Source organism: Sphingomonas sp. R1, assembly GCF_025960285.1.
Lineage (GTDB): Bacteria > Pseudomonadota > Alphaproteobacteria > Sphingomonadales > Sphingomonadaceae > Sphingomonas.
The window spans coordinates 3370198-3383304 of the sequence record NZ_CP110111.1; the positions used below are offsets into that span (position 1 = coordinate 3370198).

Sequence of the window (13107 nt, forward strand, 5' to 3'; positions counted from 1 at the left end):
AGGAAGTACAGTATGCGTAACGCGTTTCTCCTCGCCGTCGCGGCGATCGGCTTCACCGCCACGGCCGCGCAGGCCCAGGAATCCACCACCAGCAGCAACGGCACCAGCTTCCGCGGCATCCGCATCGAGGCCAACGCCGGCGGCGACCGCTTCCAGTCGCAGGGCAACCATAACGACAAGTTCGGCTATGGCGGCACGATCGGCTTCGATGGTCAGATCGGCGAGCGCATCGTTATCGGTGCCGAAGGCAGCTACTGGCGCGCCAATGACTGGTCGGAAAACTGCACCCGCGGCACGGTCGGCGGTTCGGTCTGCCACAAGTCGTTCGACGAATATGGCGCAGCGGTGCGCGCGGGCGTGCTTGCCACCCCGCAGCTGTTGATCTTCGCCAAGGGTGGCTATGTGACCAACGAGCAGCGCAAGCGCTTCGACGCGCCGGCCGGCCAGACCTCCTATTACAACCACTTCAACACCGACGGCTACCAGGTTGGTGGCGGCGTCGAATATTCGCTGACCGGCGAGCAGACCCGCATGCCGCTCTACGTCAACGCCCAGTATGTCTATTCGCAGTACAACGATCATACCGCGCGCCAGCGCGTGATGGCCGGCGTGGGCCTGCGCTTCAAGTAAGCGTAGCGCAGTCCTGACACGGGCCGGACGTGGCACCAGCTGCGCCCGGCCCTTCGTCGCGCCGGGGGCTGGCAAGTCGCGGGCCGCCCCCTACATGCCGCGGGCAAGACCCTCCCGAGGAGACACCCGCATGGCCGACGCACCCGATCCCGCGAACAACCTTCCCGCCGGCTATGTCCCGCCCCAGGTGTGGGAATGGGCGCCGGGCAATGGCGGCCAGTTCGCCAACATCAACCGGCCGGTTTCGGGTGCCACGCACGACAAGCCATTGCCGGTGGGCAAGCATCCGATCCAGCTCTACTCGCTGGGCACGCCGAACGGGCAGAAGGTGACGATCCTGCTCGAGGAACAGCTCGCCGCCGGCCATGCGGGCGCCGAATATGATGCCTGGCTGATCAACATCGGCCAGGGCGACCAGTTCGGCAGCGGCTTCGTCGCGATCAACCCGAATTCGAAGATCCCGGCGATGGTCGACCATTCGATGTCGCCCGCGCTGCCGATCTTCGAAAGCGGCGCGATGATGATCCACCTCGCCGAGAAGTTCGGCGCGTTTCTGCCGACGGACACCGCGAAGCGCGCGCAGACGCTCAGCTGGCTGATGTGGCAGATGGGCTCGGCGCCGTTCCTGGGCGGCGGCTTCGGCCATTTCTTTGCCTATGCGCCGATCAAGATCCAGTATGCGATCGATCGCTACGCGATGGAGGCCAAGCGCCAGCTTCATGTGCTCGACACGCATCTGGCGAACAACCGCTACATGGTGGGCGGCACCTATACGATCGCCGACATGGCGATCTTCCCCTGGTACGGCGCGGTGGTGCGCGGCGAGACCTATGCGGGGGCGGATGTGTTCCTGAATGCGCAGGAATATCCGAACCTGCTGCGCTGGGCGGCCGAGATCGCCGAGCGCGAGCCGGTGCGGCGCGGTAGGCTGGTCAATCGCGGCACCGGGCCGGAGGACCAGCGGGTCCCCGAGCGCCACGACGCCAAGGATATCGACGTGGTGCTGGAGCGGATCCGGGCGACACAGCCGGCGTGATATATGCCTCCCCCGGGGACCGTCCGTTCCCCGGGGGATGCTGTCCGCGTCACTTGCCGGGCATGCACACGCCCTTCTCGAGCACAAGATCGGAAACGGCGCGATATTTTGCGACGTACGCGGCCCAGCCCGCGTCCTGCTTGTCGCGCGGCACGTTGTCGCCGGTCGCGAAGGTCATCACCTCGTCCTTCGACTCGGTCGGGTCGCTGCCCGGGGTGACGACGAGCACGGGCGCCACCCGCTGGTCGATCTTGAAGCCGTGCGTCTTGTACCAGTCGACATGCGCGGCGACCGCCGCGCGGAAATCGGCCATGCTGGCGCCGGGCTTGAGCTTGGACAGGCGCACCCGCGTCAGTTCGCCGCTGGTGCAGGGGCTTTGCTGCGCGAGCGCCTGGGTCGAAACGAGCAGCGCCGCGACGCCCAGTGCCGTCTGAATCACGTATCGCATACGAACCTCCCCATGTTGTTAACCCTGCGTAACCTTCACCCCCATTGTGTCGCGGGCATGACGCTGTAGAAGCGCGCCGCTTGACGGGCCTTTGCCCCTGTCCCCACCTTACACGCGTACGCGTAAGGAAATTCACGAATCCCATGCAGCTTGTCATCGTAGAGTCGCCCGCCAAGGCGAAGACCATCGAGAAATATCTCGGCAAGGATTATCGCGTGCTGGCCAGCTATGGTCATGTCCGCGACCTGCCCGCCCGCGACGGTTCGGTGAACCCCGACGATTCGTTCGCGATGGAGTGGGAGACCTATGCCGACAAGTCGAAGCAGCTGAAGGCGATCGCCGACGAGGCGAAGAAGGCCGACCGCCTGATCCTCGCGACCGACCCTGATCGCGAAGGGGAGGCGATCAGCTGGCACGTCCAGGAAGTGCTGCGCAACAAGAAGGCGCTCCCCAAGGAGGTCGAGCGAGTCACCTTCAACGCGATCACCAAGCCGGCGATCCTCGAGGCGATGCAGCGCCCGCGCGAGCTGGATACCGACCTGATCGACGCCTATCGCGCCCGCCGCGCGCTGGACTATCTGGTCGGCTTCACGCTTTCGCCGGTGCTGTGGCGCAAGCTGCCGGGCGCCAAGTCGGCGGGCCGCGTCCAGTCGGTCGCGCTGCGGCTGATCGTCGGGCGCGAGCGCGAGATCGAAAGCTTTGTCGCGCAGGAATATTGGTCGGTCATCGCCGAGTTGGAATCGGACGGCACCCCGTTCCAGGCGCGCCTCGTCAAGTGGAAGGGTGAGAAGCTCGACCGCCTGTCGATCGGCGACCAAGGCAGCGCCGAGGCCGCCAAGAAGGCGGTCGAGGAAGGCCGCTTCACTGTCGTCGCGGTCGAGACCAAGCCGGCGATGCGCAACCCGCCGCCGCCCTTCACCACCTCGACGTTGCAGCAGGAGGCGGCGCGCAAGCTCGGCTTCTCGGCCAGCCACACGATGCGGATCGCGCAGGCGCTCTACGAGGACGGCGCGATCACCTATATGCGTACCGACGGCGTCCAGATGGATCCCTCGGCGATCCAGGCGGCGCGCAAGGCGGTGGCCGATCGCTATGACGGCAGCTACGTGCCGGACAAGCCGCGCCAGTACCAGACCAAGGCGAAGAACGCCCAGGAAGCGCACGAGGCGATCCGTCCGACCGATTTCGGCAAGGATCGCGCCGGTTCGGGCGACCATGCCCGGCTGTACGACCTGATCTGGAAGCGCGCGCTCGCCAGCCAGATGGCCTCGGCCCGCATGGAGCGTACGACGGTCGATCTGGCGGATGGCACCGGCCAGCACGGCCTGCGCGCCACCGGCCAGGTGGTGCTCTTCCCCGGCTATCTCGCGCTCTACGAAGAGGGCAAGGATGACGAGGGCGACGAGGACAGCCGCCGCCTGCCGCGCATGTCCGAAGGCGCCTCGCCCGCCAAGAAGGCGGTCAACGCCGAGCAGCACTTCACCCAGCCGCCGCCGCGTTTCTCCGAAGCCTCGCTGGTCAAGCGGCTGGAGGAGCTCGGCATCGGTCGCCCGTCGACCTATGCCTCGATCATCCAGGTGCTCAAGGACCGCGCCTATGTGCGGGTGGAGAAGAACCGCTTCTTCGCCGAGGAGAGCGGCCGCCTGCTGACCGCGTTCCTCGAGCGCTTCTTCGAGAAGTATGTGTCGTTCGACTTCACCGCCGAGCTCGAGGAAGAGCTGGACGACGTGTCCGGCGGGCGTGCCGCGTGGCAGGCGGTGCTGGAAGCCTTCTGGCGCGACTTCAAGCCGCGCACCACCGAGGTGATGGAGCAGAAGCCCTCCGACATCACCGCCGCGCTCGACCAGTTCCTCGAGCCCTATCTGTTCCCCGCCAAGGCGGACGGCAGCGATCCGCGGCTGTGCCCGAATTGCGGCGTGGGCAAGCTTGCCTTGCGAGGGGGCCGGTTCGGTGCGTTCGTCGCCTGCTCCAACTATCCGGAGTGCAAGTACACGCGGCGCTTCGGCCAGCCGGGCGGCGAGGGGAGCGAGGATACGGGTCCGGAAGTGCTGGGGCAGGACCCCGAAACCGGGCTCAATGTCGAGCGCAAGTCGGGGCGGTTCGGGCCGTATATCCAGCTCGGCGAGGGCAAGGATGCGGCGCGCGCTTCGATCCCGAAGGACGTCGATCTCGATCTGGAATGGGCGCTCAAGCTGCTCAAGCTGCCGCGCACGATCGGCAACCACCCGGAGACGGGAAACCCGATCACCGCTTCGATCGGCCGTTATGGCCCGTATCTGGCGCATGACGGCAAATATGCCCGGCTGCAGTCGACCGCCGAGGTGTTCGAGACCGGCATGAACGCCGCGGTGGTCAAGCTGGCCGAGGCAGCGGCGGGCGGTGGTCGCCCGGCGCGCGGGGCGGCGCGCGAGCCGCTCAAGATATTCGGCAAGCATCCGCGCACCGAGGCCGAGATCAAGCTGATGGAGGGCCGCTACGGCGCCTACCTCACCGACGGCGAGACCAACGCCACGCTGCCCAAGACGATCGACAAGGACGCGCTGACCCTGGAGGAAGCCGCCCAGCTGATCGACGCCAAGGCGGCGCAGGGGCCGGCCAAGGGGAAGGCGAAGAAGAAGGCGCCGGCGAAGAAGGCGGCGGCGAAGAAGCCGGCGGCCAAGGCTGCGGCGGGCGAGAAGGCCGGGGCGGCCAAGAAGCCTGCGGCGAAGAAGGCGCCGGCGAAGAAGAAGGCGGCGGAGTAAGGGGTAGTCTGTCAGCCGTCATCCCGGCTACCGCCGGGATGACGGTGCGGGGGAGCGCATCGTCTCCGCCGAAGGACCCCGCGCTTTCGGCTGGCATTTCGCCCCGAAAACCCCCACATCGCGCGCATGGCGCCGCCAACCCCCTCGATCATCCGTGTCATCGACCTAGAAACCACCGGCGACAAGCCGCCCGCCCATGCCGTCTGCGAGATCGGCTGGCAGGATGTGGCGCTGGGCGCCGACGGCCGCTGGGAGCTGTATGGCGAGGGCGGCAACCGTCTCGTCAATCCGGGCCGCGGCATCCCGCCGCTCACCATGGCGATCCATCATATCCGCGACGAGGACGTGGCCGACGCACCCTATTGGCACGACGTCGCGCGCCCGATCCTCGATCCCTGGCCGCGCCGCATCGCGCTTGCCGCGCACCGCGCGAGCTTCGAGGAGCAGTTCTGCACCCCCGCGCTCACGCGCGGCGCCGACTGGATCTGCACCTGGAAATGCGCGCTGCGGCTCTGGCCGGACAGCCCCGGCTTCTCCAACCAGATGCTGCGCTACTGGCGCCGGCCCGAGGGTATGGAGCATGAGCGCGGCCTGCCGGCGCACCGGGCGTTTCCCGATGCCTATGTGACCGCGCACCATCTGCGCGACATGCTCAACGAGGCAAGCGTGGCACAACTGGTGGAATGGTCGAGCCAGCCGGGGCTGTTGCCGCGGGTGCGCTACGGACCTGATCGCGGCAAGGAGTGGAGCGAGATCTCCGAGGATTCGCTCGAAGGCTTCCTTACCGATCGTGACGAGGATGTGCGCTTCACCGCGGAGACGGAACTTGCGCGCCGGCGGGGCGGGGCGCCCGTGGGGCGGGGGAGCTCGACGCAGCGGCTGCTGTTCTAGGCTCATCCCTAAGCCCCATCTTCTTGAAGGAGGGGCTTAGGGATGGCTGACCTCGCACGCGAACGCCTCCCACCTACGAAAGGTTAACCCCTTTGGGGTTCCGCTGGGGCACCGCCTCCGCTAGGAGGCCAATCCATGACCAGCAGCGACCAAGCCCCTGCCGGCCGGTTCGACGGCCGCGCGCACCGCTTTGCGCTGCGGGTATATTTCGAGGACACCGATCTTACCGGCGTCGTCTACCATGCCAATTACCTGCGCTACATGGAGCGTGCCCGCTCGGACATGCTCGACGTCGCGGGGATCGACCAGCGCGCCGTGTTCGAGGCGGGCGGCGGCGCCTATGCGGTGGCCGGGCTCGATATCCGCTACCGCGCGCCAGCCAAGCTCGGCGACACGCTCGTGGTGATCAGCCGCCTCGTCAAACTGCGTGCCGCCAGCGTCGTCATTCAGCAACGAGTCATGCGGGACGAAACCATAGTCGCCGAAGCAACCGTCGAGGTGGCGTTCGTCGCTCCCGGTGGCCGCCCTCGGCGGCAGCCGGCCGAATGGCTGGCCGTGTTCGAACCGCTCGTGTGGAAGGAGAGTTAAGCGTCCATGCCGTCCGTCTCAACCGGTGCCGTCCTGTCACCGATCCATTTGTTCCTGGAAGCCGACATCGTCGTGAAGCTGGTCATGATCGGCCTGCTGCTCGCCAGCCTGTGGACCTGGACGATCATTGTCGGTTTCGCGCTCAAGGTCAGCGGGCTGCGCAAGGAAATGCAGCGCTTCGAGACCGAATATCGCGAGGCGGATGACTTTGACGAGTTCCACCGCCGTGCCGCCGGCCGCGACCAGCCGATCGCGCGCGTGTTCGCCGCGGGGGTGAGCGAATGGCGCCGCTCAACCGCGGGCAAGACGATCGATCGCGAAGGCACACGTGAGCGCCTCGCCACGGCGATGGGCGCGACCGTCGCGATGGAGATCGACCGGCTTTCGGATCGCCTGAACTTCCTCGCCACGGTGGGCTCGGTCGCCCCGTTCGTCGGCCTGTTCGGCACCGTATGGGGCATCATGCGCAGCTTCACCGGCATCGCCGCGGCGCAGAGCTCGTCGCTCGCCGTCGTGGCGCCGGGCATTGCCGAGGCGCTGTTCGCCACCGCGATCGGCCTGTTCGCCGCCATCCCCGCGGTGATCGCCTATAACCGCTACAGCCACGCCGTGAACCGCGTCGAGGCGCGGCTCCACCGCTTCGCCGACGGCTTCCACGCGACGCTCAGCCGTCGCCTGGAGATGGAGGGCTAAGCCGATGGGCATGCACCTCCCCTCCGGCAAGGGCCGCGGCCGCCGCACGCCGATGGCCGAGATCAACGTCACCCCGCTGGTGGACGTGATGCTGGTGCTGCTGATCATCTTCATGGTCACGGCACCCCTGCTCACCGCCGGCGTGCAGGTGAACCTGCCCGAGAGCCGCGCCAAGGCGCTCGACCAGGAGCAGAAGCCGGTCCAGATCTCGATCGACGACAAGGGCCAGGTGTTCGTCGACACCGATGCGGTGAGCGATGCCGAGTTGCCCGCCAAGCTGGCGGCTATCGCCGCAAGGAAGGGCCCGGACGGCAAGCCCGCCGCCATCTATCTGCGCGGCGATACCGCGCTCGGCTACGGCAAGGTGATGCGAGTGATGGGCGAGCTCAACCAGGCCGGCCTCAACAAGGTCTCGCTGCTCACCGAACCGAGCGACCAGCGCTGAGGTGAGCGAGACCATGGACCGTAGCGAGCGGATCGGGCTCGGCGTTTCCATCGCGGCGCATGCCGCGGTGTTCGCCGCGCTGGCGCTCAGCTTCGCGAAGACGCCGCCGCAGGAGCCGCCCAAGGCGATCCCGATCGAGATCTCGCTCGCGGACAAGGTAGGGCTGGAAAGCACGGCGCCGGTGGTGAGCCAGGAGGAACTCGCGGCGAAGAAGTCGCCGGTCGAGGCGCCGGTCGAGCCCGAGAGCGCACCCCCGCCCGCACCGGATCCCCAGCCGCAGCCCAAGCCGCAACCCGCGCCGCCGGAGCCCAAGCCTGCCCCGCAGCCCAAGCCCCAGCCGCCGCAGCCCAAGCCTGCGCCCGCACCCAAGCCGCAGCCGCCGCAACCCAAGCCCGCGCCTGCCGAAAAGGCGCAGCCGGCCAAGCCCGCGCTGCCGAGCAAGCCTGCACCGCCGTCCAAGGCGGCACCGGCGAAGGCGAGCGACTCCGCGTCCAAGAGCGCGACCACCGGCAGCGAACGCCGCCCGGCCAAGCCGACCGGCAACCTCGCCGGGCTCGATCTCGGCCGCTCGAACAACAAGACCGCCAGCACCGCGCTGAACAACCCCGCGAGCAAGGCGTCTGCCGAGGAGGTGGCGAGCTTCCGCGGATTGATCGCGCGGCAGATCCAGCCCTGCGCCAATCGCCAGGTCACTCCCGGTCCCGGCGCCGAGCGGATCCGCGTCCTCGTACGCCTGAACTTCAATGCGGACGGGTCGCTCTCGGGCAATCCTGACATCACTGGCGTCCAAGGGAACGATGCCAGCAACAATCGGTATGTGGACCGGGTGAAGGATCTGGCGATCGCCACGTTCAAGGGCTGCACGCCGATCCGCGGCCTGCCCGCCAATCTCTATGCTGTGCCGGGCGGGTGGAAGAGCCTGCCGTTCAGCTACAAGCTGCCTGGATGAGGATGAAGCGATGAAACTCCAACTCACAACCCTCGCAACGCTCTGCCTGGCAGGTGCCGCGCATGCCCAGACCACCCCGCCGCCGATCGCGAACAGCCCGCAAGCGGCCGCGCAGGCACAGGGGCAGGGGCAGGGGCAGGGGCAGGATCAGCCGGTGATCGATATCGTCGGCGGCATTTCCGCGCCGATGCCGATCGCAATCCCCGTCATGCCAACCTCTGCGGTTGTCGACACCCCAGCGGGCTCGACCGACGTGCTAGGTCAGAAGCTCGCCGATGTGATCACCAACGATCTGCGCGGCTCGGGACTCTTCACCCCGGTGCCGCCGGCGCAGCTGCGCACCGTCGCCTTCCCGGAAGTGACCGCGCCGGCCTATGACTATTGGGGCGGCACCGGCGCCCAGTCGCTGGTGCAGGGCTATGTCCGCGCCAATGGCGACGGTTCCCTCACCGTGGGCTGCTATCTCTACGACGTGCTCTCCAAGGTCGAGCTGATACGCCAGGGCTTTGTCGTCGCGCCGGCCGACTGGCGCCGCGCGGGTCACAAATGCGCCGACGCGATCTATTCGCGGCTCACCGGCGAGGGCCCGTATTTCGACACGCAGATCGTCTACATCGCCGAGACGGGCCCCAAGAACCGCCGCCGCAAGCAGCTGGCGATCATGGACCAGGACGGCGCCAACCACCGCTTCCTCACCAACGGTCAGTCGATCACCCTCACCCCGCGTCTGAGCCCCAAGCTCAACGCGATCCTCTACATGAGCTTCGAACGCGATCGGCCCTCGATCCACATCTACGACCTGGGCTCGCGGCAGGATCGCACGCTGGTATCCAACCTCGCGCTCAACTTCGCGCCGCACTGGTCGCCGGATGCGCGCTATGTGCTGTTCTCGATGGCGGTGGGCGGGAATACCGACATCTACCGCGTGCCGGCCAGCGGCGGTACGCCCGAGCGGCTGACCAACTCGCCCGGCATCGATACCGGCGGCAGCTTCTCGCCCGATGGCTCGAAGATCGTGTTCGAGAGCGATCGCGGCGGCACCCAGCAGCTCTATGTGATGAACGCGGACGGATCCAACCAGCACCGGATCAGCTTCGGCGGCGGGCGCTATGCGGCACCGGCCTGGAGCCCGCGCGGCGACCAGATCGCCTTCACCCGCATGGGCGGCGGCGCGTTCCGCATCGGCGTGATGAACCCCTCGGGCGGCGGCGAGCAGCTATTGACCAACAGCTGGGGCGACGAAGGTCCGAGCTGGGCACCCAATGGCCGCGTGATCGTGTTCTTCCGTTCGGCACAGGGCTCGGGTCGGCCGGATCTGTGGACCGTGGACCTTACCGGCCGCGCGACGCGAAAAGTGCCGACACCGCTCGACGGTTCGGATCCGAATTGGGGCGCCGTGCGTCCCTGACATGCAGTAGAAACTCCAGCGTAACGAATGCGCGGCATGCGCGACCACCAGTGACAAGGAGGATAACATGACCAAGCTCGTCCCCAGCCTCATGCTCGGCGTGGCGCTCGTCGCCACCGCCGCCTGCTCGAAGAAGCCGCCCGCCGTGCTGCCCCCGGCCCCGACCGAGACGCCCGTCGCCCCGAGCCAGCCTTACGGCAATGGCGAGACGACGCAGGCGACGCCGCTCTCCGAGCAGTTCCGCCGCGAAGTGACGAGCGACACGATCCACTTCGCGCTCGACCAGTTCGACGTCGATCAGGAATCGCGCGCGATCCTCGACAATCAGGCCAAGTGGCTGGTCGCGCACCCGAACGTCCGCATCACGCTGGAAGGGCATTGCGACGAACGCGGCACCCGCGAGTACAATCTCGCGCTGGGGGATCGCCGCGCGAATGCCGCGAAGAACTATCTCGCGGCGCAGGGTGTCTCGCCCGATCGCATCAGCACGATCAGCTATGGCAAGGAGCGTCCGGTCGCGATGGGTTCGGACGAAGCCAGCTGGGCGCAGAACCGTCGCGCGGTGACCATCGTCCTCAACTGAGGCTCGGCTTGGCCATACAGGCATTGGGCCGCCGGAGCATTGCTCCGGCGGCCTTTTTCTTGTCCGCCGATTTCGCTTGGCGTCGCGTCCGGAACGATATAAAAGTGATATCACATTTCAGGAGGGAACGATGACGGACGTACGGAGCGCCGCACCCGCGTTGCGGCAGAGCAGCGAAACGGTGGCACACACCACCAGCGGCTATGGCATGCTGCTGGTTGCGGTGGCCGCGCTGGTCGCAGGCGGGCTGGCCTTCACCCAGATCGGCACGATGCCCGACTGGGCGGTGGTCGGCTGGATCGTCGTGGCGGCGCTGGTGCTGTTGTTCGTGCTCTGCGGCTTCTACCTGCTCCAGCCCAACCAGGCGTCGGCGATCCTGCTGTTCGGCGATTATCGCGGCACCGATCGCACCACCGGCCTGCGCTGGTCCTGGCCATGGCTGCTCAAGACCAAGGTGTCGGTGCGTGCGAACAACATGATCTCGGACAAGATCAAGGTGAACGATCTGCGTGGCAATCCGATCGAGATGGCGGCGCAGGTGGTGTGGCGCGTGACCGACACCGCCCAGGCGCTGTTCGACGTCGACGACTACAAGGCCTTCGTCAACGTCCAGATCGAGGCGGCGGTGCGCACCATCGGCTCGCGCTATCCGTACGACGATTTCGAGCATCAGGAGGTGACGCTGCGCGGCAACCACGATCAGGTCGGCGGCGAACTCCGCGCCGAACTGATCGCGCGGCTCGCGGTGGCAGGCATCACCGTCGACGAATGCGGCTTCACCCATCTCGCCTATGCGCAGGAGATTGCCGGCGCGATGCTGCGGCGTCAGCAGGCGCAGGCGGTGGTCGCGGCGCGCAAGGCGCTGGTCGAAGGCGCGGTCGGCATGGTCGAGATGGCGCTCGATCAGCTCTCGGCGAAGAATGTCGTCGAGCTGGACGACGAGCGCCGTGCCGCCATGGTCTCCAACCTGATGGTGGTGCTGTGCGGTGAGCGCGACACCCAGCCGGTGGTGAATGCTGGCTCGCTCTATCAGTAAGGCAGGGTGGTGAGCGTTCCCCCGCCGAAGAAGGCATTTCCCCTCCGCCTCGATCCGGCGCTCTACGCCGCGATCGAGCGGAGTGCGGCAACCGACCTGCGCAGCGTCAACGCGCAGGTCGAATGCCTGCTGCGCGAGGCACTGGCGAAGCGCGGGGTGAAGCTGGCCGATCCGGTGCGGCCCAGGCGCGGGCGCCCGCCCAAGGATATCCAAGGAGAGACGGAATGACCGAAGATGGTGAGCGGCCGGGCTTCTGGTTCAAGCCCAAGGCGTTCGGCTATGGCGCGACGCCGGCGACGTGGCAGGGCTGGCTGATCGTTGCCGGCTTCGTGCTGCTGGTCGGCGCAATCACCCGCTTCGCGCTACCAGACCATCCGCTGTTCCTGCTGTTGCTGACGCCGGTCGCGCTTGCGCTGATCTGGATTACGCGGATCAAGACCGATGGCGACTGGCGCTGGCGGCCTTGATTTTCAGGCAGCGAGGGCAAAGACAGGCCCATCGCTATCGTCGTTCGCAGGCTTGCGGGCGCGGGGCAGGCGCCGGGGCAAGTGCGCCGTCACCCACCGACGCACCGCTTGCACCCGCAGCGTGGCGAACACCGTGACCGCCATGACCGCCACGTCGAGCAGCGTGCCCAGCTCAAGCATGCTGGCGCCTGCGACGATGTCCGGTCCCAGCATTCCCAGGAACAGCCGGCCCTCGGCCTCCATCAGCCAGAGGATGAGCGCGGCTCCGGCGAGCAGGGTGAAGACCAGCAGCATGTCGCCGCGCGACCAGCGGTTGCACCAGCCGGCAGGAACCTCGACCAGCATCCAGCGCAGGGTGCGGCCGATCGGCGTGCCGTCCGCCACCAGCAGCGCGAACCAGAACAGTAGCAGCATGGCCTGAAGGATCTCGAACGCCCCTCGTTTGCGGTGAGTTGGGGATCGGCTGGGGGATTGCCAGGCGGCAGCGCCGAAAATCGCTTCCTCCGTTTCGCTGTTCCGCTTATGTACCCGCCATGCTGCTGCCTGCTCCTTTGCTGTCGCCGGCTCCTCTCGTTCGGGAGCTTCGTCGATGATCGCGCATCTTCGTGGTGCGCTGGCGTCCAGCGGCGCCGACCATGCGGTGATCGATGTGAACGGCGTCGGCTATCTTGTTGGCGCCTCGGCCAAGACGCTCGACAAGCTTGGCGCGGTCGGCGAGCAGGTGACCATCCATACCGAGATGCTGGTCAGCGAGGACTCGATCCGGCTGATGGGCTTCGCCTCGGCCGACGAGCGCGACTGGTTCAAGCTGTTGACCAGCGTGCAGGGGGTGGGCGCGAAGGTCGCGCTGGCGATCCTTTCGATCCTGGCGCCGGAGGAACTGCGCACCGCGGTAGCGCGCGCGGATGCGGCAACGATCGCGCGGGCCAATGGGGTGGGGCCGAAGCTCGCCCAACGCATCGTCAATGAACTCAAGGACAAGGCTGGCGGGCTCTCGCTAGGGGGCGTCGGCGCGGCGGCGGCACCGAGCGGCGGGGCGGCGGCGGATGCGGTCTCGGCGATGCTCAATCTCGGCTTCCGCCCGGCCGAGGCGAGTGCGGCGGTGAATGCCGCCAGCGACGAACTGGGGCCCGCCGCGACGCTCGACGCGCTGGTCCGCCTGGCGCTGCGCAAGGCGGCAAAGTGAAAGGCT

At 67.4% G+C, this 13107-nt stretch carries 16 protein-coding genes; 14 read left to right on the forward strand and 2 right to left on the reverse strand.

Features of this window, described 5'->3' with window-relative positions; genetic code table 11:
- The first annotated feature begins 12 nt into the window (after positions 1–12).
- Positions 13–630: an outer membrane protein gene (locus OIM94_RS16115; protein WP_264607695.1), complete on the forward strand. Its 618-nt coding sequence runs from the start codon at positions 13–15 to the stop codon at positions 628–630.
- A gap of 130 nt (positions 631–760) precedes the next feature.
- Positions 761–1666 carry a glutathione-dependent disulfide-bond oxidoreductase gene (gene yghU, locus OIM94_RS16120; protein ID WP_264607696.1) on the forward strand — a complete coding sequence of 302 codons (906 nt, stop codon included), beginning with the start codon at positions 761–763 and terminating at the stop codon, positions 1664–1666.
- A 49-nt stretch (positions 1667–1715) separates the two neighbouring features.
- On the opposite strand, the gene OIM94_RS16125 is transcribed toward yghU, so the two are convergent.
- Positions 1716–2114: a hypothetical protein gene (locus tag OIM94_RS16125; RefSeq protein ID WP_264607697.1), complete on the reverse strand. Its 399-nt coding sequence runs from the start codon at positions 2112–2114 to the stop codon at positions 1716–1718.
- 143 nt (positions 2115–2257) lie between these two features.
- Between OIM94_RS16125 and topA the strand changes: the two genes are divergently transcribed.
- The 11 genes from topA to OIM94_RS16180 all read left to right on the forward strand — a co-directional run bounded on the left by topA (position 2258) and on the right by OIM94_RS16180 (position 11915).
- Positions 2258–4855: a type I DNA topoisomerase gene (gene topA / locus OIM94_RS16130; protein WP_264607698.1), complete on the forward strand. Its 2598-nt coding sequence runs from the start codon at positions 2258–2260 to the stop codon at positions 4853–4855.
- 126 nt (positions 4856–4981) lie between these two features.
- Positions 4982–5746 carry an exonuclease domain-containing protein gene (locus tag OIM94_RS16135; protein ID WP_264607699.1) on the forward strand — a complete coding sequence of 255 codons (765 nt, stop codon included), beginning with the start codon at positions 4982–4984 and terminating at the stop codon, positions 5744–5746.
- Between the two features lie 135 nt (positions 5747–5881).
- Positions 5882–6334: a YbgC/FadM family acyl-CoA thioesterase gene (locus OIM94_RS16140; RefSeq protein WP_264607700.1), complete on the forward strand. Its 453-nt coding sequence runs from the start codon at positions 5882–5884 to the stop codon at positions 6332–6334.
- 6 nt (positions 6335–6340) lie between these two features.
- The gene (gene tolQ / locus OIM94_RS16145; RefSeq protein ID WP_264607701.1) at positions 6341–7027 is read left to right on the forward strand and encodes a protein TolQ; all 687 of its coding nucleotides are present in this window, start codon (positions 6341–6343) and stop codon (positions 7025–7027) included.
- Positions 7028–7031: 4 nt separating this feature from the next.
- Positions 7032–7472 (forward strand): protein TolR, encoded by a 441-nt coding sequence (gene tolR, locus OIM94_RS16150; RefSeq protein ID WP_264607702.1) that lies wholly within the window; start codon positions 7032–7034, stop codon positions 7470–7472.
- A gap of 1 nt (position 7473) precedes the next feature.
- Complete coding sequence (locus tag OIM94_RS16155; protein ID WP_264607703.1) at positions 7474–8421, forward strand: cell envelope biogenesis protein TolA; 948 nt, start codon at positions 7474–7476, stop codon at positions 8419–8421.
- A gap of 10 nt (positions 8422–8431) precedes the next feature.
- Positions 8432–9829, forward strand: a complete 1398-nt coding sequence (gene tolB, locus OIM94_RS16160) for a Tol-Pal system beta propeller repeat protein TolB (RefSeq protein ID WP_264607704.1) — start codon at positions 8432–8434, stop codon at positions 9827–9829.
- Between the two features lie 67 nt (positions 9830–9896).
- The gene (gene pal, locus OIM94_RS16165; protein WP_264607705.1) at positions 9897–10412 is read left to right on the forward strand and encodes a peptidoglycan-associated lipoprotein Pal; all 516 of its coding nucleotides are present in this window, start codon (positions 9897–9899) and stop codon (positions 10410–10412) included.
- A gap of 130 nt (positions 10413–10542) precedes the next feature.
- Positions 10543–11448 carry an SPFH domain-containing protein gene (locus OIM94_RS16170; RefSeq protein ID WP_264607706.1) on the forward strand — a complete coding sequence of 302 codons (906 nt, stop codon included), beginning with the start codon at positions 10543–10545 and terminating at the stop codon, positions 11446–11448.
- A 9-nt stretch (positions 11449–11457) separates the two neighbouring features.
- Positions 11458–11676 carry a toxin-antitoxin system HicB family antitoxin gene (locus OIM94_RS16175; RefSeq protein ID WP_264607707.1) on the forward strand — a complete coding sequence of 73 codons (219 nt, stop codon included), beginning with the start codon at positions 11458–11460 and terminating at the stop codon, positions 11674–11676.
- Positions 11673–11915 (forward strand): hypothetical protein, encoded by a 243-nt coding sequence (locus OIM94_RS16180; RefSeq protein WP_264607708.1) that lies wholly within the window; start codon positions 11673–11675, stop codon positions 11913–11915. Before OIM94_RS16175 ends, OIM94_RS16180 begins: the two co-directional genes overlap by 4 nt.
- Positions 11916–11918: 3 nt before the next feature.
- Here OIM94_RS16180 and OIM94_RS16185 read toward each other — a convergent pair whose 3' ends face one another.
- Positions 11919–12329 (reverse strand): hypothetical protein, encoded by a 411-nt coding sequence (locus OIM94_RS16185; RefSeq protein ID WP_264607709.1) that lies wholly within the window; start codon positions 12327–12329, stop codon positions 11919–11921.
- 175 nt (positions 12330–12504) lie between these two features.
- Between OIM94_RS16185 and ruvA the strand changes: the two genes are divergently transcribed.
- Positions 12505–13101, forward strand: a complete 597-nt coding sequence (gene ruvA / locus OIM94_RS16190; protein WP_264607710.1) for a Holliday junction branch migration protein RuvA — start codon at positions 12505–12507, stop codon at positions 13099–13101.
- The last annotated feature ends 6 nt before the right edge of the window (positions 13102–13107 follow it).